General features: G+C 58.5%; 21 protein-coding genes. All 21 read right to left on the reverse strand.

What is annotated here, in order from left to right:
* A complete protein-coding gene (rpsC, locus tag VQ071_RS27145) occupies positions 1–669 on the reverse strand; it encodes a 30S ribosomal protein S3 (RefSeq protein WP_090117910.1) in 669 nt (222 codons plus the stop codon).
* 13 nt (positions 670–682) lie between these two features.
* Entirely contained in the window at positions 683–1,021 is a 339-nt protein-coding gene (gene rplV, locus VQ071_RS27150) for a 50S ribosomal protein L22 (RefSeq protein WP_090117911.1), read from the reverse strand.
* Between the two features lie 53 nt (positions 1,022–1,074).
* Positions 1,075–1,356, reverse strand: a complete 282-nt coding sequence (rpsS, locus tag VQ071_RS27155; RefSeq protein ID WP_271754045.1) for a 30S ribosomal protein S19 — start codon at positions 1,354–1,356, stop codon at positions 1,075–1,077.
* 37 nt (positions 1,357–1,393) lie between these two features.
* Positions 1,394–2,221, reverse strand: a complete 828-nt coding sequence (gene rplB, locus VQ071_RS27160) for a 50S ribosomal protein L2 (RefSeq protein WP_340517717.1) — start codon at positions 2,219–2,221, stop codon at positions 1,394–1,396.
* Positions 2,222–2,250: 29 nt separating this feature from the next.
* Complete coding sequence (gene rplW / locus VQ071_RS27165) at positions 2,251–2,544, reverse strand: 50S ribosomal protein L23 (protein ID WP_090117914.1); 294 nt, start codon at positions 2,542–2,544, stop codon at positions 2,251–2,253.
* A complete protein-coding gene (gene rplD, locus VQ071_RS27170) occupies positions 2,544–3,167 on the reverse strand; it encodes a 50S ribosomal protein L4 (RefSeq protein WP_340517720.1) in 624 nt (207 codons plus the stop codon). The genes rplW and rplD overlap by 1 nt, the downstream gene beginning before the upstream one ends.
* Before the next feature lie 30 nt (positions 3,168–3,197).
* Positions 3,198–3,818, reverse strand: coding sequence for a 50S ribosomal protein L3 (gene rplC / locus VQ071_RS27175; RefSeq protein WP_090117916.1), 621 nt, complete (start codon positions 3,816–3,818; stop codon positions 3,198–3,200).
* Between the two features lie 54 nt (positions 3,819–3,872).
* Complete coding sequence (gene rpsJ / locus VQ071_RS27180) at positions 3,873–4,181, reverse strand: 30S ribosomal protein S10 (protein ID WP_027087350.1); 309 nt, start codon at positions 4,179–4,181, stop codon at positions 3,873–3,875.
* A 243-nt stretch (positions 4,182–4,424) separates the two neighbouring features.
* On the reverse strand, positions 4,425–6,188 hold the full coding sequence (locus VQ071_RS27185) for a methyl-accepting chemotaxis protein (protein ID WP_340517722.1): 1,764 nt from the start codon (positions 6,186–6,188) through the stop codon (positions 4,425–4,427).
* A gap of 171 nt (positions 6,189–6,359) precedes the next feature.
* Entirely contained in the window at positions 6,360–7,550 is a 1,191-nt protein-coding gene (gene tuf / locus VQ071_RS27190) for an elongation factor Tu (RefSeq protein ID WP_340517724.1), read from the reverse strand.
* Positions 7,551–7,644: 94 nt separating this feature from the next.
* Entirely contained in the window at positions 7,645–9,720 is a 2,076-nt protein-coding gene (gene fusA, locus VQ071_RS27195) for an elongation factor G (protein WP_340517726.1), read from the reverse strand.
* A 36-nt stretch (positions 9,721–9,756) separates the two neighbouring features.
* On the reverse strand, positions 9,757–10,227 hold the full coding sequence (gene rpsG, locus VQ071_RS27200) for a 30S ribosomal protein S7 (RefSeq protein ID WP_090117920.1): 471 nt from the start codon (positions 10,225–10,227) through the stop codon (positions 9,757–9,759).
* A 58-nt stretch (positions 10,228–10,285) separates the two neighbouring features.
* Positions 10,286–10,705 carry a 30S ribosomal protein S12 gene (rpsL, locus tag VQ071_RS27205; protein ID WP_090117921.1) on the reverse strand — a complete coding sequence of 140 codons (420 nt, stop codon included), beginning with the start codon at positions 10,703–10,705 and terminating at the stop codon, positions 10,286–10,288.
* Between the two features lie 152 nt (positions 10,706–10,857).
* Positions 10,858–11,112 (reverse strand): L7Ae/L30e/S12e/Gadd45 family ribosomal protein, encoded by a 255-nt coding sequence (locus VQ071_RS27210; protein WP_340517728.1) that lies wholly within the window; start codon positions 11,110–11,112, stop codon positions 10,858–10,860.
* Positions 11,113–11,281: 169 nt separating this feature from the next.
* Entirely contained in the window at positions 11,282–12,292 is a 1,011-nt protein-coding gene (locus VQ071_RS27215; RefSeq protein ID WP_340517730.1) for a FecCD family ABC transporter permease, read from the reverse strand.
* Entirely contained in the window at positions 12,289–13,293 is a 1,005-nt protein-coding gene (locus VQ071_RS27220) for a FecCD family ABC transporter permease (protein ID WP_340517731.1), read from the reverse strand. Before VQ071_RS27220 ends, VQ071_RS27215 begins: the two co-directional genes overlap by 4 nt.
* A gap of 68 nt (positions 13,294–13,361) precedes the next feature.
* The gene (locus VQ071_RS27225; RefSeq protein WP_445293345.1) at positions 13,362–14,399 is read right to left on the reverse strand and encodes an iron-hydroxamate ABC transporter substrate-binding protein; all 1,038 of its coding nucleotides are present in this window, start codon (positions 14,397–14,399) and stop codon (positions 13,362–13,364) included.
* A 114-nt stretch (positions 14,400–14,513) separates the two neighbouring features.
* The gene (locus VQ071_RS27230; RefSeq protein WP_340517733.1) at positions 14,514–15,218 is read right to left on the reverse strand and encodes a hypothetical protein; all 705 of its coding nucleotides are present in this window, start codon (positions 15,216–15,218) and stop codon (positions 14,514–14,516) included.
* A 3-nt stretch (positions 15,219–15,221) separates the two neighbouring features.
* Positions 15,222–16,100, reverse strand: coding sequence for an ATP-binding cassette domain-containing protein (locus VQ071_RS27235; RefSeq protein ID WP_340517735.1), 879 nt, complete (start codon positions 16,098–16,100; stop codon positions 15,222–15,224).
* A 349-nt stretch (positions 16,101–16,449) separates the two neighbouring features.
* Positions 16,450–16,761: a hypothetical protein gene (locus VQ071_RS27240; protein WP_340517737.1), complete on the reverse strand. Its 312-nt coding sequence runs from the start codon at positions 16,759–16,761 to the stop codon at positions 16,450–16,452.
* A gap of 206 nt (positions 16,762–16,967) precedes the next feature.
* Positions 16,968–20,585: a DNA-directed RNA polymerase subunit beta' gene (gene rpoC / locus VQ071_RS27245; RefSeq protein WP_340517739.1), complete on the reverse strand. Its 3,618-nt coding sequence runs from the start codon at positions 20,583–20,585 to the stop codon at positions 16,968–16,970.
* Positions 20,586–20,704: the final 119 nt, after the last annotated feature.

A 20,704-nucleotide genomic window follows, 5' to 3' on the forward strand; every position in this document is an offset into this window, starting at 1 on the left:
TTAGTTGCCTCCTTCCTCAGCTACTACTCTCTTCTTCTTGGCTGGAAGGACTTCGCCGCGGTAGATCCAGACCTTAACGCCGATGCGACCGTAGGTCGTGTGCGCTTCAGCCGTACCGTAGTCGATGTCGGCGCGCAGCGTGTGAAGCGGAACCGTTCCTTCGCTGTAGCCTTCCGTACGTGCGATCTCGGCGCCGCCCAGACGTCCGCTGACGAGGGTCTTGATGCCCTTCGCGCCCATGCGCAGCGTGCGCTGCATCGATTGCTTCATGGCGCGGCGGAAGGAGATACGGCGTTCGAGTTGTTGTGCGATGCTCTCGGCGACGAGGATGGCATCCATCTCCGGCGTCTTGATCTCGGAGATATTGATGTGTACCTTCTTGCCGTTCGTCAGCTTCGTCAGCTGACCGCGGATTACTTCTACTTCGGAACCGCCCTTGCCGATGACCATACCCGGCTTGGCAGTATGAATCGTGACATTGACGCGGTTCGCTGCGCGTTCGATCTCGAAGCGCGATACGGATGCGTCCTTAAGCTTGGCCTTGAGGAATTCGCGGATTTTGACATCTTCCATCAGGAGGGTGCCAAAGTCCTTGTCGGCGTACCACTTGGATTCCCAATCGCGGATGACGCCGATACGAAGACCGACCGGATTTACTTTCTGACCCACACGTTATCCCTCCTTATTTCTCGGATACGACCAGCGTGATGTGGCTGGAACGCTTGAAGATACTGAATGCGCGGCCCTGCGAACGGGGTTGGAACCGTTTGAGGGTCGGGCCTTCGTTGACGAAAGCTTCGCTGATGACCAGCTTGTTGACGTCGAGCTGATAGTTGTGCTCTGCGTTAGCCACTGCGGAGTTCAGCAGCTTCTCCAGGATCGGGGAAGCCGAACGCGGCGTGTGGCGCAGAATGGCGATTGCGTCGCCTACCTTCTTGCCGCGAATCAGATCAGCGACCAGACGGACTTTGCGGGCCGGGATACGAATGTATCGCGCTACGGCCTTGGCTTCTTGTGCCATCGATGTACCTCCTCCCGTGTTGCATTCGCCGGACTAAGCCGGCGCATCACATTTTATCGTTTGCCGGTTTTCTTGTCGTCGGCGGTATGGCCTTTGTACGTGCGCGTAGGCGCGAATTCACCAAGCTTGTGACCGACCATGTCTTCCGATACGTATACCGGCACATGCTTGCGGCCATCGTAGACGGCGAACGTGTGACCTACGAATTGCGGGAAAATCGTCGAGCGACGCGACCACGTCTTGATGACGACTTTCTTGCTGGACTCGTTCAACACTTCGACTTTCTTCAGCAGATAGCCGTCGATGAACGGGCCTTTCTTTAAGCTGCGACCCATGGGTAAATCCTCCCTTCAGCCCGGAATGGACTCGCCTTTACTTGCGGCGGCGTACGATGTATTGGCTCGAGGCCTTCTTCTTTTTGCGCGTCTTGTAACCGAGCGTCGGCTTGCCCCAAGGGGACAGAGGAGACTTGCGGCCGATTGGAGCGCGGCCTTCGCCACCGCCGTGCGGGTGATCTACCGGGTTCATGACGACACCGCGGACGACCGGGCGTTTGCCGAGGTTGCGGGAGCGGCCGGCTTTACCGATGTTGATCAGCTCGTGGTCTTGGTTGCCCACGGAACCGATCGTAGCGCGGCACTGCTTCAGGATGCGGCGAATCTCGCCGGATGCCAGGCGGATGGTGACATAAGTCTCTTCCTTGCCGAGCAGTTGAGCTTCGGTGCCTGCTGCGCGAACCAGTTGGCCGCCCTTGCCAGGCTTCAGCTCGATGTTGTGGATAACCGTACCGACCGGGATGTTCTCCAGCGGCAGCGTGTTGCCCACCTTGATGTCGGCGTCAGGACCGGAGACGATCTGGTCGCCGACCTTCAGACCCTTAGGAGCGACGATGTAGCTCTTCGCGCCGTCCAGATAGTGGATCAGAGCGATGTAGGAGGTACGGTTCGGATCGTACTCGATCTGAGCGACCTTGCCCGGCACGCCGTCCTTGTTGCGCTTGAAGTCGATGATACGATACTTGCGCTTGTGTCCGCCGCCTTGGTGACGAACCGTAATCTTACCTTGGTGGTTACGGCCGCCGCGCTTCGGCAGCGGTGCAAGCAAGGATTTCTCCGGTACGTTCGTGGTTACTTCCTCGAACGTCGACATCGTCATTTCGCGACGGCTAGGCGATGTCGGATTAAACTTTTTGACTGGCACTTGGTTTCCCTCCTTACTTTACGAAGATGTTAGACCGATGCTTCGAAAAATTCGAGCGGCTTGCTGTCTGCGGACAGCTGCACGATGGCCTTCTTCCATTCGGAAGTGTAGCCCGAGTGACGGCCGTAGCGGCGTGGCTTCGGCGGTACGCGCATCGTGTTGACGCTGACGACCTTCACCTTGAAGATCGCTTCGATCGCTTGCTTGATTTCCGTCTTGTTCGTGCGAAGGTCGACTTCGAAGACGTACTTCAGCTGATCGATGAATTCACTCGTGCGTTCCGTGATGACGGGGCGCTTGATAATATCGCGAGGGTCTTTCATTACGCGAATACCTCCTCGACTTTAGCGACCGCGTCCTTCGTGATGATCAGCTTGTCATGGACAAGAACATCGAGCACGTTGATTCCGTTGGCGGAGACGAACTTGACGCCGGGAATATTGCGTGCGGACAGGGCCACATTATTCTCATAGTCGGCGGTGACGACGAGCGCCTTGCGACCGACCTTGAGGTTGTTCAGAATACCTTGGAATTCCTTCGTCTTAGGCGATGCCAGGCTCAGTTGGTCCAGGACGATGATGTCGCTGGCGATGACTTTGCTGGACAGCGCGGACTTGATCGCCAGACGGCGAACCTTCCGCGGAAGCTTGAAGCCGTAGCTGCGTGGAGTCGGTCCGAAAACGATGCCGCCGCCCTTCCATTGCGGGGAACGGATCGAGCCCTGACGAGCGCGGCCTGTACCCTTTTGCTTCCATGGCTTGCGGCCGCCCCCGCGTACTTCGGAGCGTCCTTTGGTCTTGTGAGTGCCTTGGCGCACGGCTGCTTGTTGAAGCACGACTGCGCTGTGCATGGCCGATGCATGCGGGTTGATGCCGAAGATCAGGTCCGACAGCTCGATCTCGCCGACCGCACTGCCGCTCACGTTGTATACAGATACTTTAGGCATGTGGTAGTCCTCCTTTCCTGTTAAATCCGATTATTTCTTCACCGACGAGCGGAGTTTGAGGTAGCTGTTGCGAGCGCCCGGCACGGAACCCTTGATCAGGATGACGTTGCGTTCAACGTCGATCTTGACGACTTCGAGGTTTTGAACCGTGATCGTCTCGGAGCCGAGACGGCCGTGCATTTTCTTGCCCTTCGGCACGCGGTTTGCGTCGCGAATCGTCGCGAGCGAGCCGTTACCGCGGTGGTACTTGGAACCGTGGGTCATCTTGCCGCGTTGGAAGCCCCAACGCTTGATGGCGCCGGCCGTGCCTTTACCCTTGGAGATACCCGTTACGTCAACAAACTGCCCTTCGGCAAATACGTCAACCTTAACTTCAGCGCCGACTTCGAGTTCCGAAGATCCGCTAACTTCGCGGATGAAGCGCTTGGGCGCCGTACCGGCCTTCTTTGCATGGCCCGTTTCCGGCTTGTTTGCGAGCTTTTCGCGCTTGTCGGCAAAGCCGAGTTGCACAGCTTCGTATCCGTCGTTGTCGGAAGTTTTCTTCTGCAGCACGACGTTTGGCGTTGCTTCGATGACGGTGACCGGCACGACGCTTCCGTCAGCCGCGAACACTTGCGTCATACCGAGCTTACGTCCCAAGATTCCTGGCATGTTGACACCTCTCTTCTACTTCTTATTCACATCTGGATAACTTGCATTTGCTTATTACAGCTTGATCTCGATGTCAACGCCGGACGGCAGGTCCAGACGCATCAGCGCGTCGACCGTTTGCGGCGTCGGATTGACGATGTCGATCAGGCGCTTGTGCGTACGCATTTCGAACTGCTCACGCGAATCCTTGTACTTGTGGACCGCGCGCAGGATCGTGATGATCTGCTTCTCGGTCGGCAGCGGGATCGGACCGGATACGCCGGCACCCGTGCGCTTCGCCGTTTCTACGATCTTCTCCGCGGATTGATCAAGAATGCGGTGGTCGTAGGCTTTCAAACGGATACGGATTTTTTGCTTTGCCATAGAAAATTCCCTCCTTCATTCGCCCAATTTTGGAATCGGACATACTCCGCGAGAATACCCCGACATCAACCCTTCTGCCACCCTATGGCAAAGGGGCCGGGTGTGTCGGCAACCTCTCACATCATCGCACAGTCGCAGACCAACATTCACTATTATAGCGATTCGCCCAGACCAATGCAACAAATTTTTAAATCAATTTTCATTCGTCGTTTCATTCGTCGTGTTTCTTCTATTATATAGGTTCTACACACGGAAGCGGCTCACCGTCCGATTCAGCGACAAGGCGAGCCCTCTCAGCTGCTCTGCAGAGCCGGCGATCTCTTCGACCGATGCGAGCTGCTGCTCGGAAGCCGCGGCCACCTGCTGGGATTCCTCCGACGAGAGCTTGGCCACGCGCTCCAGCTCTTCGACCGAAGCAGCTACCTCTTCGCTGCCCGCGGACATTTGCTGGGCTGCCGCCGAGATATCCTGCACTTGATCCGATACACGCTTGACTGCTTCAAGAATCGTCCGGAACGATTCACCTGTGCGGATGGCCAACTCGGTGCCGGTACGCGCTTCGTCGGCGGACTGCGAGAGCGAAGCCGCCGCTTGCGTCGTCTTGTCGCCGATGACATGCAGTATCGTCACGATCGCTTCGGACGATTGTCTGGATCGCTCGGCCAGCTTGCGGATCTCTTGGGCGACGACCGCGAAGCCCTTGCCGTGCTCGCCTGCGCGCGCCGCTTCAATCGAGGCGTTCAGCGCCAGCAGATTCGTCTGATTCGCCACTTCGGTGATCAGCGATACAATTCCTTGGATCTGGGCGCTGGATGCCTGCAGATCGCTCATCGTGTCGCTCGCGCTGAATACTTTGCTCTCGATCTGCTGCATCTGGCGCGCGGTATCTTCGAGCGCCCGTCTGCCTTCGGTTGCCAGATTGGCCGTACCGCTCGCCAGATCCGATACGGTCGAAGACGATTCCGCAATACGGCTGATGCCGATCGCGATCTCCGACATCGCACGCTGGCATTCTTGCGAGCTCGTGAGCTGACTTTCCGCGCCGGAAGCGACCGTCTGGATCGACTCGGTAATTTCTCCCGTTGCAACCGCGGTCTGCGCAGACGTATCCTTAAGCGCCACGGATGCGGACGACACCTCTCCCGCCGTGCGCTGAATGCTGCTGGTCAGCTCCCGCAGACTGCGCACCATACTGTTGAACGATTCAGCGGCTTGCCCGATTTCATTTTTCGTACGAATCGGCACTTGTACGGTCAGATCACCCGAAGCCGCCTGCTGCGCCGTGACAGCCAGCCTTTGGAGCGGTCGCAGCGAATACCGGACGAGCAGGACGAGCAGCAGTATCGCAAGCCCCGTGGCAACGATGCCGATCCATATCGTCTTGATCAGGATCGCATTCATCTTCTTTATTACTTTGCCATAATCGTAGTCGAGTCCGAGCACTGCGATGATTTTGCCGTTCTCGTCTTTGACGGGGCCAAGATACGATATCCAAGTGCCTACATTATCCGTATAAGGCTTGCTCAGCGAAGACCTGCCGGCCAACGCATCCCGATAGGCCCGCTTGAAGTCCCCTTTGAGCACATAATTGCTTCCCATGCGATTTCCCGAATCCTCAAGCTGCTGGTTGACTTGAAGATTGATGACTTGAGTTCCCTCCTTCGCTTCTGTGCTGAATGCCGAGAAATAATACCCATTAATCAGCATATCTCCGTCAGTCATTGCGTTGAGCAGCCTGCGAAGAATAGCCTGGCTTTCCGCGTCGGGCGTTCCCCCTTTTTCGAAGGCTGCCGCGACAGGCGCCAGCAGACTCGTGTTCGCCGCGGCTTGCGCCGTCAGCCGGTCACCGATCGTATGGAAGCTTTCGTACGCGTCGTTCTTCTGCGTATGATACTGCATCCAGGACATCATGCCGATCAGAATAATAAATAGTACGGATAAAACAAGCGAGCTTGTGAGCACGAGGCTCTTGCGCAACTGAAGCTTGGACAGATAAATACACCTCACCTTTTAATTTATTTTTATTATAAGGGAGAAAACTTAGAAATACATGTCCTCGAATGTCGAAAAACAACAGAATAAGTCGAATTCCAACTATCCAAATTTCGCCATAAATTTAGGCGTAAAAAAAGACCTTACCGGGCGTAAACCCGATAAGGTCTTTTTAAGAAGCTTGAATTACTTTTGGATCGTAGCAACGGCGCCGGCGCCAACCGTACGGCCGCCTTCGCGGATGGAGAAGCGCGTGCCTTCTTCAACAGCGATCGGAGCGATCAGTTCAACCGTAACGGTGATGTTGTCGCCAGGCATAACCATCTCAGTGCCTTCCGGCAGGTTGATGATGCCCGTAACGTCCGTCGTACGGAAGTAGAACTGCGGACGGTAGCCCGTGAAGAAAGGCTTGTGACGGCCGCCTTCTTCTTTGGTCAGGACGTAGATTTGAGCCGTGAAGTTCGTGTGCGGCTTAACCGAACCCGGCTTAGCCAGAACTTGGCCGCGCTCGATGTCCTTGCGGTCAACGCCGCGCAGCAGTGCGCCGATGTTGTCGCCGGCTTGAGCGGAGTCAAGCAGCTTGCGGAACATTTCAACGCCCGTTACGACGGACTTGCGGGAGTCTTCTACGAGACCGATGATCTCGATTTCGTCGCCGATCTTGATCGTACCGCGTTCTACACGGCCGGTAGCAACCGTACCGCGACCCGTGATCGTGAACACGTCCTCGACAGGCATCAGGAAAGGCTTAGCTACGTCGCGCTCAGGTTGCGGGATGTAGGTGTCGACTTGTTCGAACAGCTCAACGATCTTGTCAGCCCAAGGGCCGTCAGGATTTTGCAGAGCTTCGCGAGCAGCGCCGCGGATGATCGGCGTGTCGTCGCCCGGGAACTCATACTCGTTCAGCAGGTCGCGGACTTCCATCTCAACCAGCTCGAGCAGCTCTTCGTCTTCAACCATGTCGCACTTGTTCAGGAATACGACGATGTAAGGAACGCCGACTTGCTTGGACAGCAGGATGTGCTCGCGCGTTTGCGGCATAGGGCCGTCAGCTGCGGATACAACCAGGATTGCGCCGTCCATTTGAGCAGCGCCGGTGATCATGTTCTTGACATAGTCGGCGTGTCCAGGGCAGTCAACGTGTGCATAGTGACGGTTAGGCGTTTCGTATTCAACGTGAGCCGTGGAGATCGTGATACCGCGCTCGCGCTCTTCTGGAGCCTTGTCGATTTGGTCGAACGCAACAGCTGCGCCGCCGTACTTCTTGGACAGAACCGTCGTGATGGCAGCCGTCAGCGTCGTCTTGCCGTGGTCGACGTGGCCGATCGTACCGATGTTAACGTGGGGTTTGTTACGTTCAAATTTAGCCTTTGCCATGGATCTTTTCTCCTCCTTGTTAGTAAAGCCATTTTATAGGGAGGACGAGGCCGCCAGAGCTCACGCTCCGCGACTCGTCCGAATGCCCGTAAACTTAAGCGCCCTTGCTCTTGGAGATGATCTCTTCGGAGATCGACTTCGGCACTTCTTCGTAGTGCGACAGTTCCATGGAGAATACGCCACGGCCCTGCGTACCGGAACGAAGAACGGTCGAGTAGCCGAACATTTCAGCCAGCGGCACCTTGGCGCGCACGATGAGCGCACCGTGACGGGTGTCGCTGCCTTCGATGCGTCCGCGGCGGGAGCTGAGCATGCCCATGACATCGCCCATGTACTCTTCCGGAACGGTTACTTCGACCTTCATGATCGGCTCGAGCAGGACAGGGTTACACTTGTCCTTGGCAGCCTTGAGGGCCATCGAACCTGCGATCTTGAACGCCATTTCGTTCGAGTCGACGTCGTGGTACGATCCGTCGAAGATCGTCGCTTTGATATCGACGAGCGGGAAGCCGGCAAGTACGCCGTTCTTCATCGACTCTTCGATACCGGCTTGTACCGGCGCGATGTATTCGCGAGGTACGACACCGCCGACAACCTTGTTCTCGAATACGAAGCCCGAGCCCGGCTCGAGCGGTTCGAACTCAACCCAACAGTGGCCGTATTGGCCGCGGCCGCCGGATTGACGAACGAACTTGCCTTCGACCTTCGCAGTCGATTTGAACGTCTCGCGGTACGCGACCTGCGGCTTGCCGACATTCGTCTCAACCTTGAATTCGCGAAGCATGCGGTCGACGAGAATCTCCAGATGAAGCTCGCCCATGCCGGCGATAATCGTCTGGCCCGTCTCTTCGTCCGTGTGCGCACGGAAGGTCGGATCTTCTTCGGAGAGCTTCTGGAGCGCGATACCCATCTTGTCTTGGTCAGCCTTGGTCTTAGGCTCGACCGCAAGCTGGATAACCGGCTCAGGGAAGTTCATCGATTCGAGGATAACCGGATTCTTCTCGTCACACAGCGTATCGCCGGTCGTCGTGTCCTTCAGACCGACTGCAGCGGCGATGTCGCCGGAGTAGACGATGCTGATCTCTTGACGGCTGTTCGCGTGCATCTGCAGAATACGGCCGATACGTTCGCGCTTGTTCTTCGTCGCATTGACGACATACGAACCGGAGTTCAGAACGCCGGAATATACGCGGAAGAACGTCAGCTTGCCGACAAACGGGTCGGTCATGATCTTGAACGCCAGCGCCGAGAACGGCTCTGTGTCGGAAGAATGACGAACCGTCTCTTCGCCGTCTTCGGTCGTGCCCTTGATAGCAGGGACGTCGATCGGAGCCGGGAGGAAGTCGACGACAGCATCCAGCATCGGCTGAACGCCCTTGTTGCGGTAAGAAGAGCCGCAGACGACCGGGAAGATACGGACTTCTACGACGCCCTTGCGAAGAGCTGCCTTGATCTCGGCGACCGACAGTTCTTCCCCTTCAAGATACTTGGCCATCAGATCGTCGTCAAGCTCGGCGACCTTCTCGACGAGCTCAAGACGGAGCTCTTCGGCTTGGTCGGCCAAGTCAGCCGGAATCTCTACGGTCTTCGGATCTTTGCCGAGATCGTCCTCATAAACATAAGCAACCCGTTCGATCAGGTCGATCATGCCTACGAAGCCGTTCTCCGCTCCGATCGGAAGCTGGATGGCGACAGCATTGGCTTGCAGACGCAAGCGCATGTCGCGGACGACGTTCAAGAAGTCTGCGCCGATGATGTCCATCTTGTTAACGTAAGCGATGCGCGGAACGCCGTAACGGTCGGCTTGACGCCATACCGTCTCGGACTGAGGTTCTACGCCTTCTTTGGCGCTGAATACGCCGACAGCCCCGTCCAATACGCGCAGCGAGCGCTCGACCTCGACCGTAAAGTCAACGTGTCCCGGTGTGTCGATGATATTGATGCGGTGACCTTTCCACTGAGCGGTGGTGGCGGCAGACGTAATCGTGATGCCGCGCTCCTGCTCTTGCTCCATCCAGTCCATCGTAGCGGCGCCTTCGTGCACTTCGCCGATCTTGTGGACACGGCCGGTATAGAACAGAATCCGCTCGGTCGTGGTCGTCTTGCCTGCATCGATATGCGCCATGATGCCGATGTTGCGCGTATTTTGCAAGGAGAACTCCCTAGCCATGCATTTGTCTCCTTTCGTTCCCTAGTGTCCGCGGAATTACCAGCGGTAGTGGGCGTACGCTTTGTTGGCTTCAGCCATCTTGTGCGTGTCTTCGCGCTTCTTGACGGCAGCGCCGGTGTTGTTCGAGGCGTCGAGGATCTCGGCCGCCAGACGCTCTTCCATCGTCTTCTCGCCGCGATTGCGGGAGTAGTTGACGAGCCAGCGCAGTCCGAGGGACGTGCGGCGCTCCGGCTTGACTTCGATCGGAACTTGGTAGTTGGCGCCGCCTACGCGGCGAGCCTTGACTTCGAGCACGGGCATGATGTTCTTGATGGCAGCTTCGAAAACTTCCATCGGATCCTTGCCCGAACGCTCTTGAATCAGCGTGAACGCATTGTAAAGCAACTGCTGGGCTACGCCCTTCTTGCCGTCGATCATGATGCGGTTGACAAGGCGGGTGACGAGCTTGCTGTTGTACACCGGATCCGGGAGCACGTCCCGCTTCGGTACTGGTCCTTTACGTGGCATCTTTAGTTCCTCCTTTCCCATATCAATGATAAAGCCGAATTATTCCGGCTGTATAATCTTACTTCTTCACCTTAGCGCGCTTCGTGCCGTACTTGGAACGAGCTTGCTTGCGGTTGTTAACGCCTGCGGTATCGAGCGCGCCGCGTACGATGTGATAACGAACGCCCGGAAGGTCCTTGACCCGGCCGCCGCGAATCAGTACGACGCTGTGCTCCTGCAGGTTGTGACCGATACCCGGAATGTAAGCTGTAACCTCGACGCGGTTCGTCAGACGCACACGTGCGTACTTACGGAGTGCGGAGTTCGGCTTCTTCGGCGTCATCGTGCCTACGCGCGTGCATACGCCGCGCTTTTGAGGAGCGCTCAGATCGGTCTCGATGCGCTTCAGGGCGTTGAATCCCTTTTGCAGTGCAGGAGACTTGGACTTGACCACCTTCGGCTCGCGGCCTTTGCGTACGAGCTGGTTGATTGTTGGCATGTTGCCACCCCCTTCCTATGAATGCCTTGCATAAACTTACGGCTACCGGTTCCCGAGGCGCGAAGCCCACAGATCCAGGCGGTTCATTTTGAGAAAAACGAAAGGGTCCGTCCGCTGGCCTCCTCTAACAAGAAGCGCGGTTAGGTCCCGGTTCATGCTCTCTCTACTACCACGGCCATGGCCGTACCGACATCGACTCCGCATAGCCTGCCGAGCTCGCGCATGGTGTTCACCTCGGTGAGAGGAACGCCTCGCTGGCGGCAAAGCTGGGCGATACGGCCGGTCAGGCGCGAATCTGCATCTTGCGCGGCATAGACATAGGTGGCCTTGCCCTGCTCCACCATTCTGGTCGTCTGCTTGGTGCCGACTTTGACGTTGCCCGCAAGATGATGATCATGCAAATCCATCATAGCATCTCCCACGTAACGATCAAAATCAACCACGTCGGGCACACACATAGGCTATCTTAACACCTCATATGGGCAGTGTCAAGAACGTCATAACTGCAAATATATTTCCGCTGGGAAGGCGCTCCGGGTATGACACGGTTATGGCTCGGAGCGTATCGGATTCGACTCAGACGCGCTTGAGCAGCAGATAGATGAAGTAAGGCGCGCCGATAAACGAGACGACGACGCCCGCGGCGATGACCTGCGGGTCCGCCAGATTGCGGCCGAGCGTGTCCGCCAGCAGCAGCAGCAGTCCGCCCGTCAGCACGGCGACCGGGACGAATCGCTGATAACGCGGTCCGACCAGCGACTTGGCAATATGCGGCGCCATCAGACCGACGAACGCGATGCCGCCCGTAACGGCCACCGCCGACGCCGCGAGCGCCACTGCTGCGAGCAGGAGCCCCCCGCGCTCGCGCGCAATCGGCACGCCGCTGCCGATCGCCGTCGCATCGTTGAGCGACAGCAGGTTAAGCGTGTTGGACTTGTACAATGTATACGGCAGGAGCACGGCAAACCAGGGCAGCTGCGCCCACAGGAACTTCCAGTCCGTCCCCCATACGCTGCCGGCGAGCCACCGCGCGATGAAGTCGACCTTGTATATGTCTACGGCGGAGGTGATGAACACCATGAGGCCGGACAAGGCCAGCGAGAAGCCGATGCCGACCAGCACAAGGCGCATCGGATCGAGCCCCGACTGCCTGCTGTAGGAGAAGACGTACAGCAGCACGGCCGTCGCGATCGCGCCGATAAAAGCGGATATCGGAATCACATACACGAACGCCCCCGGTTCGGCGGGAATGAGCAGGAAGCTGATCGCGACGCCCAGACCGGCGCCTGAGTTGATGCCGAGGATGCCCGGATCGGCCAGATCATTGTTGGTGATGCCCTGCAGGATGGAGCCGGACAATGCAAGCGCCATGCCGGCCGCCACGACGATGCATATGCGGGGCAGGCGCAGATCGAAGAGGACGAACCGCTCCTTGAAGTCCCCGTGTCCGAATATCGTGGGGACGATGCGCCCGTAGGAAACGGAGGAGGAGCCTAAGCCTAGGCTGACGACGATGGTCAACAGCGTGAGTGCGACCAGCACGACGACAATAATGCGCTGCTTGCGCAGCGAGCGGGCGTCTGTCATAGGGTGGTCTTCACTCCTTTGCGCACGATGAACAGGAAGAACGGCAGTCCCATGACGGCGATGACCGAAGCCATCGGCGCCTCATATGGCGCGATGGCGGTACGGGAGATCGTATCCGCCGCCAGCATGAAGATCGCGCCCACGATGGCGGACATCGGGACGACCTTGCGGTAATCCGTCCCGACGATATAGCGCACGATGTGCGGAATCATCAGTCCGACGAACGCCATGTTGCCGATCAGCGCGACCGAAGCGCCGGTCAGCACGACGACCGCCGCATAGAGGACGAACTTGACTTGTCCGGTGCGCAGTCCGACGCCGATCGCAGCTTCCTCGTTGGCGCTGAGCAGCGTGAGCGCGCGTCCGAGCACGATGGCTCCCGCGATGCCGGCCCCGATGAACGGCGCGATCGTCCCGATCTGCTCCCAGGTCGTGCCGACCAGTCCGCCTGCCGTCCACATCGATACCCGCTTGGATATTTTGAAGGCGAGGCCGATCCCCTCCGCCACGGCAAAGAGAAAAGCCGAGACGGCCGATCCTGCCAGCACCATCCGGATCGGGGACATGCCCCCTCTGCGTGCTGCGCCGATGCCGAGCACCAGGATCGCGCCGAGCGCCGCGCCGACGAAGCACGCGACCATCATGCCGAAGTAACCGAGCGCCGGCAGCATCGCGATCGAGAACGCGAGCGCCGCATAGGCGCCGGCCGACAAGCCGATCAAGCCCGGATCGGCCAGCGGATTGCGCGTGAGGCCTTGCATGACGGCGCCCGCCACGCCGAGTGCTGCGCCGACGATCATGCCGGCCGTCTCCCGCGGCAGCCGAAGCTCGCGCAGCACCGTCAGCTGTTCGCCGACGGCATGGGAGGTCAGCGCCAGCCATACGTCACGGGCGGACGTATCTTTGGCGCCGTATATCATGGAGATGGTGAACATGCCTGCCAACGCGATCAAGCCCGCGATGACGGCCAGGGCAAACGCCGGTTTGTTATTCGTACGCATCAGTCGCTCCGCTTTCTCTTAAAATAGGAAAGGGGAACCTCGCGCCTTGGCGAAATTCCCGGTTTGAATTAATTGCCGAGGAACTTTTCCTTGAAGAACTCAAGCTGCCACTCCAGCGTCATCGCATCGTTGAAGTAGAACGTACGGGCGTCGACTTCGTAGACACGGTTGTTTTTGACCGCAGGGATGTTTTTGTAGGTCTCGGTCTGCTGGAACGAGGCATCCGCGCCGGGTTCCTTGCTCAGGATAATGTAGTCGCCCGCATAGTCGGGCAGCACTTCGGCGGACAATGTGAAGTAACCGTCTTTTTGGGTCGCTTCTTTAATTTTGGGAGGCATGTTGAGGCCCATGAGCTGGAACAGAATCTCCGTACCGCGTCCCCATGCATCGCCGAATGTGTATACCTCTTTGTCGTAGGTTTCGAATACCGCGACGGTTGCATCCGCACCGATTTTCGCCTTGATCTGCTCGCCGGCTTCTCCCGCCCGCTTCTTGAAGTCGTCGATCCAGGCCTGGGCCTCCTTCTCTTTGTTCAGCGCCTTGCCGATTTCCAGATGCTGCGTGAGATAATCGACCTTGTTGTAAGTGTAAGTGACGAGCGGCGCGATTTTTTTCAGCTTGTCCGCATTTTTCGACGTAGACGAGCCGATGATCAGATCCGGCTTCAGCTCGATGATTTTCTCCAGATTCTCGTCCGATACCTCCGCCACGCCCTTGAGCTTGTCGGCGAATCGGGGATTGCCCAGCGACCACGAATCGACGCCGACGATCGGTACGCCCAGCTGCAGCACATCGCCCGTATAGCCTGTCAGCACGACGACGCGCTGCGGATTCGCGGGCACTTCGATCGGTCCGGTCTCGGACTGGTATGTAATCGTGCCGTTCCGGTCCTCCGCCGAAGAGCTGGCGGACGGGCTGGCCGATGCGCTCCCCGAAGCGACGGATGTCGCGGATGCGGAGCTGCCCGCGACAGGCGAAGCGTCGCTTCCCTTATTATTGTTGCCGCATGCTGCCAGCGCGAATGCGGCGATCATGAGCAATGCGGTCAGCAGCAGACCCTTCCCAAGCTTCGTGTAGTTCAATTGCGATGGTGCCTGTCTGTTCATTTCTTTGCCCCCAACTATTAATGATAATCATTATCACTGATAACGCTTATCATTAATTTAGGTTCTTCCGCCCTTTTTGTCAATGAGAAAAACAAACAATTACCGTGCCGGCGGCTAAAATTTCTTGCCGGCAGCCCGCGCGATAAAGCCTCCGCACAGCAATCCTGCATACGCAAGCGCATACAAAACAACGCCGGCGGTCGACCACATGGAACTGCTGTGCAGACGAGTCAGCTGCTCCGACAACATGCCCGCAGGCGGCAGCAGCCAGCGTATGCATGCCATACCGTCGGGCAGCACTGCGACCGCCTTGGCAGAAGCAAGCGCCAGCACCTGCACGACGATCAGGGCCGGCAGCGAAGCGGCAGACCTGCCGAAGCCGCGCTCCGTGAACCAGAGCGCGACGCCGGTACCCAGTGCGAACATCGCGATATGGACCCCGGCAGCCGCGATCCATTCTTCGGGAGCTGGCAAGCGCTCCAGCTTCCCGGCCAGCGCCGGATACAGGACGGCAAACGAAGCGAGCAGCATGCCGACAGCCGCCATCAGCAGCTGCTTGGACACATGGTAGGCGACAGCGCCGCCCGCATGAAGCGCCGTTACTGCTTGCTGAACCTCCGGCTCCAGATCCGTGAAGCTCCAAGCCAGCCAGGCGGCTACGACGAACAGCCAGACGGAGGAGAACGCATAGCTCTCCGGGACCGGATTCGGCGTTATCGTGTAGACGAACAGCAGCATACCGACGTAAGCGATTAACGGCGCCAAGTAACGGTAGGATCTCGTATAGTAAGTCAAATGATATCGAGTCAGCGGCAGCACGCCTTACACCATCCTCCCGGAGCCCATCGTGACAGTATCGATTGAAGCGCCCGCCTCCAGCAGCTCCCGCAGCAGCCCATCGCTGCTATCGGGGTCTGTCCAGTAGACGGCCTGCCGTCTCTCCGCCCGGCATCTCATCATGCCCGGCCAGCTTGCGAATACCTTCGCATCCTCCACCCGTCCTTCGGGCCACTGGCAGGCGATGCGACGCCAGCGCTTCCCCTCCGTCGAGTCGGATGGCGTCGTGACCGACTGAATTCGCCCCTCCGAGATCGCCATGATCCGGTCCGCCCATTGGCCGATCAGCGCCTGCTCATGGCCCGCCACCACGATGGCCGTCCCTTTCTGTCTCAAGCTCATCAATGTGGCGGCCAGCACGCCTTGGGCTTCTTCGTCCAGACCGCCGATCGGCTCGTCCAGCAGGAGCAGCTCGGGCTCGCCGAGCAGCGCTTGTACGAGATTCACCTTTTGCAGCATGCCCTTCGAGAAAAACTTCATCTGCTGCCCGGGCCTGTCCCGCAGATCCACCAGCTGCAGCAGCTCCTCGATTCTCCTCGTCCTCGTCGCCGCATCGAGCCCTCGAATCGAAGCCATATGATTCAAATATTCGCGCGCCGTAAATTTGAGCTTCGGAAGATGATCCGGCGCATAGCCAATGACGAGACCGCCGCCTTCGCCGGCTCCGCTCACTTCTCTTTTGCCGGAGGAGAGCGCGGAGAGACCCGCCATCAGCTTCAGCAGGGTGCTCTTGCCCGAGCCGTTCGGCCCGGTGACGGCCAGCGTCTCTCCCCTGTTCATCTCCAGGGAAATGCGGTTAAGCACCATTTTTCCTTTATACTGCTTGCTCGCCTGCACGAGACGGAGTATGACATTCGGATTCATGGTCCTTCACTCCCGTTCTTTAACGGACATTTATATTAATACTATTAAAATTAAAGTCCGTTTCACAATGCGTTTACTCACAATCGCAGTGGATTTATCCAGAACTTGTGGGCAGATTGGGGAAATATTGGCGTTATGCCATACTTTTCTCACTTATTCACAGGCGGATAACCGTTCGACCGACTATCCACGGTGGACATTGTGCGGCCGGTACCCACTGTCCACATGTGGACAAGCGGCGGCGCGCCAAATAGCCCGTCCCCTGGCTCCCGGAAGAAGCTGGCGGACAGGCTGGTGTTAAGTGACTGTCATACACAACGAATAAAACGCGTTCCCTCACTGCGTTCGTCTAGAAGGCGTCCAGAAAGAAGACGACATAGATGGCGGCCAGCAGCCATAGTACCGGGATGAAGCCCCACCAGAGCGCGCCTTTGAATCTGCGCTTGTGGTATAGCGCCCAGCTGACGATGAGACTGACAATCAACGCGAGTGGATAGGCCCAGTAAAAAACGACGATGGCGTACGGCCATGTGTCTATGACGGAGTCCGGAGAATCGAACGCAATAAAAGACGTTAAGGCGACAACGACCCAAGGAACAATGAGAAGGACAAAGATGAACTGGCTAACCAGCAGCGTAGCAGCAGTTTTCGCATTTTTCATGGCGCATCACGGCCCCCTTCCCTTTGGTCCCCGGCTGCAAGACGATGGCATTGCCGCCTTCGTCCTATATCGCATAGGGCTTGTTTAGAGTTTACCCGCTTTTTGGGGGTTTCGTAAACACCGTTCGACAGAAAAACTGCCGGGCAGCGTGCCCGGCAGTCTGCGAAACATGGCTTAAGCGAAACGATCGGACGGACGGCGGTGTATTACTCCGCCGATACCGGCTCCAGCTCGGCTTCGTCCTCGTAGCCTTCTTCGGTCGGATCGACGACGCGGATGTTGCGGTAGCGCGACATCCCCGTACCCGCCGGAATGAGCTTGCCGATGATGACATTCTCCTTCAGGCCGAGCAGGCGGTCGACCTTGCCCTTGATGGCTGCGTCGGTGAGGACGCGGGTCGTCTCTTGGAACGAAGCGGCCGAGAGGAACGAGTCGGTCTCGAGCGACGCCTTGGTGATGCCGAGCAGGACCGGACGCGCGACCGCAGGCTCGTTGCCTGCGAAGATCGCTTCGCGGTTGGCTGCTTCGTATTCATGCACGTCGACGAACGAGCCCGGCAGCAGCGTCGTGTCGCCCGGATCGACGATCCGGATCTTGCGAAGCATCTGCTTGATCATGACTTCGACGTGCTTGTCGTTGATCTCAACGCCCTGGTTCCGGTATACGCGCTGTACTTCTTGCAGAATGTAATTCTGCACGCCGCGTATGCCCTTGATGCGCAGCATCTCCTTCGGATCGATCGAACCGTCGGTCAGCTCGTCGCCGGCTTCGATGTGCAGACCTTCGTAGACGCGGATGCGGGAACCGTACGTGACAGGATATACCTTGGTCTCGGCCTCTCCCTGCACTTCGATCTCGCGGCGGTCCTTCGTCTCGCGAATTTCCTTGACGACGCCGTCGATCTCGGAGATGACCGCCTGGCCCTTCGGATTCCGGGCTTCGAACAGCTCCTGAATACGCGGCAGACCTTGGGTGATGTCGTCTCCGGCAACGCCGCCGGTGTGGAACGTACGCATCGTCAGCTGGGTACCCGGCTCGCCGATCGATTGAGCGGCGATGATGCCGACTGCTTCGCCGATCTCGACCTTCTTGCCCGTCGCCAGGTTGCGGCCGTAGCACATCTTGCACACGCCGTGGCGCGCGCGGCAGCTCAGCACGGAGCGGATCTGCAGCTTCTGTATGCCTGCGCGGATCAGTTCCTCCGCCTTCGGCGTATCGATCAGATCGTTGCGGCCAACGATGATCTCGCCGGTCTCCGGATGACGGATCGTCTCGAACGCATAGCGTCCTTCGATCCGGTCGAACAGCTCCTCGATGACTTCCTTGCCGTCTTCGATGCGGCTGACGACGATACCTTTGTCCGTGCCGCAATCTTCTTCGCGGACGATGACGTCCTGCGCTACGTCGACGAGACGGCGGGTCAGGTAGCCCGAGTCGGCGGTACGAAGCGCCGTATCGGCCAGACCTTTACGCGCTCCGTGCGTCGAGATGAAGTACTCGAGGACCGTCAGGCCTTCGCGGAAGTTCGACTTGATCGGGAGCTCGAAGATCCGGCCCGACGGCGTCGCCATCAGACCGCGCATGCCGCCCAGCTGGGTGATCTGCGACTTGTTGCCCCGCGCCTTGGAGTCGACCATGAGCATGATGGAGTTGTAGCGGTCCATCGACTTCATGAGCACTTCCGTGATCTCGTCCTTCGTCTTCGACCAGATGTCGATGACGCGGTCGTAGCGCTCGCTGTCCGTGATCAGACCGCGGCGGTACTGCGTCGTGATCATCTTGACGCTCTCGTCGGACTTCTTCAGAATCTCGAACTTCTCCTGCGGTACCGTGACGTCCGCCACGGCAACCGTGATGCCCGCACGCGTCGAGTACGTGAAGCCGAGCTGCTTGATATCGTCGAGGATGATCGACGTCCGCATCGTATGGTAGATGCGGAAGCACTCGCCGATGATCTGGCCGAGATATTCCTTGCCTACGGCGCCCGGCGTCGGGATGGACTGGATGATCTCGTCGAGGTTCGCGCCCTTGTCGTACACGAAGTACTTCTCCGGCGTGCCCTTCAGCAGATTGTCCTTCGTCGCCTCGTTGATGTACGGGAACGTGTCCGGGAAAATCTCGTTGAAAATGATCTTGCCGATCGTCGTCACGAGCAGCGCTTCCTGCTGCTTTTCGTTAAACGTCTTCTTGCCGAGCGCCTTGACCGGAATGACGACGCGTGCGTGAAGGTCGGCTGCGCCGCGCTGGTACGCGGATACGGCTTCGTTCACCTCGGCGATGCGCATGCCGGATCCCGGCGCGTCCTTGTTGTCCATCGTCAGATAATAGCAGCCGAGGACCATGTCCTGCGACGGCGTGACGACAGGCTTGCCGTCCTTCGGGTTCAGGATGTTGCCGGACGCCAGCATGAGCAGGCGGGCTTCAGCCTGGGCTTCGGCGGACAGCGGCACGTGCACGGCCATCTGGTCGCCGTCGAAGTCGGCGTTGTACGCCGTACAGACGAGCGGGTGCAGTCTGATCGCGCGGCCTTCGACCAGAATCGGCTCGAACGCCTGGATGCCGAGACGGTGCAGCGTCGGCGCGCGGTTCAGCAGTACCGGGTGCTCCTTGATGACTTCCTCGAGCACGTCCCATACTTCCGGGCTGACGCGTTCGACCTTGCGCTTTGCGCTCTTGATGTTGTGCGCCTGGCCCTTGAGCACGAGTTCCTTCATGACGAACGGCTTGAACAGCTCGAGCGCCATTTCCTTCGGCAGACCGCACTGATACATCTTCAGGCTCGGTCCGACGACGATAACCGAACGGCCCGAGTAGTCGACGCGCTTGCCGAGCAGGTTCTGACGGAAACGGCCTTGCTTGCCCTTCAGCATATGGCTGAGGGACTTCAGCGGACGGTTGCCGGGACCCGTGACCGGGCGGCCGCGACGGCCGTTGTCGATCAGCGCGTCGACGGCTTCCTGGAGCATCCGCTTTTCGTTCTGTACGATGATGTCCGGCGCGCCCAGGTCGAGCAGACGCTTCAGACGGTTGTTCCGGTTGATGACGCGGCGGTACAGATCGTTCAGGTCGGAGGTCGCGAAGCGGCCGCCGTCCAGCTGCACCATCGGACGCAGCTCCGGCGGGATAACCGGCAGCACGTCGAGAATCATCCAATCCGGCAGGTTGCCGGAGTTGCGGAACGACTCGATGACCTCGAGGCGTTTGATCGCGCGGTTGCGGCGCTGGCCCTGGGCCGTGCGCAGCTCTTCCTTCAGCATGTCGAGCTCGCGGTCGAGATCGATATCCTGCAGCAGCCTCTTCACCGCTTCGGCGCCCATGCCGGCGCTGAACGCGTAGCCGTATTTCTCGCGGTAGCTGCGGTACTCTTTCTCCGACAGCAGCTGCTTTTTTTCAAGCGGCGTATCGCCTGGATCCGTCACGACGTACGATGCGAAGTAGATGATCTCTTCGAGCGAACGCGGCGACATGTCGAGCGCGAGACCCATGCGGCTCGGGATGCCTTTGAAGTACCAGATATGGGAGACGGGAGCGGCGAGCTCGATATGGCCCATGCGCTCGCGGCGGACCTTGGCGCGGGTGACTTCGACGCCGCAGCGGTCGCACACGACGCCCTTGTAGCGGACGCGCTTGTACTTGCCGCAGTGGCATTCCCAGTCCTTGGTCGGCCCGAAGATCTTTTCGCAGAACAGACCTTCTTTTTCCGGCTTCAAGGTGCGGTAGTTAATCGTCTCGGGCTTTTTGACTTCGCCTCTGGACCAAGAACGGATCTTGTCCGGGGAAGCCAGCCCGATCTTCATAAACTCAAAATTGTTAACGTCTAACAAGGAGCAAGCCCTCCTTCATCGTGGCTCGGATTACGTTGCGATTGACGAACGTCGTGACGATCTTAGCTTCTTCGTCGGCGATGCTCCGGCAGCCGGCCGCACGACTGGGCGCGCGGTCC

The organism is Cohnella sp. 56, from assembly GCF_037963805.1.
Lineage (GTDB): Bacteria > Bacillota > Bacilli > Paenibacillales > Paenibacillaceae > Cohnella.

Bases quoted from the DNA above. Each gene is read 5' to 3' on its own strand.
- rplV (WP_090117911.1), bottom strand. From the start codon at position 1,021: ATGGCACAAGAAGCCAAGGCCGTAGCGCGATACATTCGTATCCCGGCC.
- VQ071_RS27240 (WP_340517737.1), bottom strand. From the start codon at position 16,761: ATGAAAAATGCGAAAACTGCTGCTACGCTGCTGGTTAGCCAGTTCATC.
- VQ071_RS27220 (WP_340517731.1), bottom strand. From the start codon at position 13,293: ATGCGTACGAATAACAAACCGGCGTTTGCCCTGGCCGTCATCGCGGGC.
- fusA (WP_340517726.1), bottom strand. From the start codon at position 9,720: ATGGCTAGGGAGTTCTCCTTGCAAAATACGCGCAACATCGGCATCATG.
- VQ071_RS27210 (WP_340517728.1), bottom strand. From the start codon at position 11,112: ATGGATTTGCATGATCATCATCTTGCGGGCAACGTCAAAGTCGGCACC.
- VQ071_RS27215 (WP_340517730.1), bottom strand. From the start codon at position 12,292: ATGACAGACGCCCGCTCGCTGCGCAAGCAGCGCATTATTGTCGTCGTG.
- tuf (WP_340517724.1), bottom strand. From the start codon at position 7,550: ATGGCAAAGGCTAAATTTGAACGTAACAAACCCCACGTTAACATCGGT.
- VQ071_RS27235 (WP_340517735.1), bottom strand. From the start codon at position 16,100: ATGAATCCGAATGTCATACTCCGTCTCGTGCAGGCGAGCAAGCAGTAT.
- rplW (WP_090117914.1), bottom strand. From the start codon at position 2,544: ATGAAAGACCCTCGCGATATTATCAAGCGCCCCGTCATCACGGAACGC.
- rplD (WP_340517720.1), bottom strand. From the start codon at position 3,167: ATGCCTAAAGTATCTGTATACAACGTGAGCGGCAGTGCGGTCGGCGAG.
- rpsS (WP_271754045.1), bottom strand. From the start codon at position 1,356: ATGGGTCGCAGCTTAAAGAAAGGCCCGTTCATCGACGGCTATCTGCTG.
- rpsJ (WP_027087350.1), bottom strand. From the start codon at position 4,181: ATGGCAAAGCAAAAAATCCGTATCCGTTTGAAAGCCTACGACCACCGC.
- rpsG (WP_090117920.1), bottom strand. From the start codon at position 10,227: ATGCCACGTAAAGGACCAGTACCGAAGCGGGACGTGCTCCCGGATCCG.
- VQ071_RS27225 (WP_445293345.1), bottom strand. From the start codon at position 14,399: ATGAACAGACAGGCACCATCGCAATTGAACTACACGAAGCTTGGGAAG.
- rplC (WP_090117916.1), bottom strand. From the start codon at position 3,818: ATGCCAGGAATCTTGGGACGTAAGCTCGGTATGACGCAAGTGTTCGCG.
- rpsL (WP_090117921.1), bottom strand. From the start codon at position 10,705: ATGCCAACAATCAACCAGCTCGTACGCAAAGGCCGCGAGCCGAAGGTG.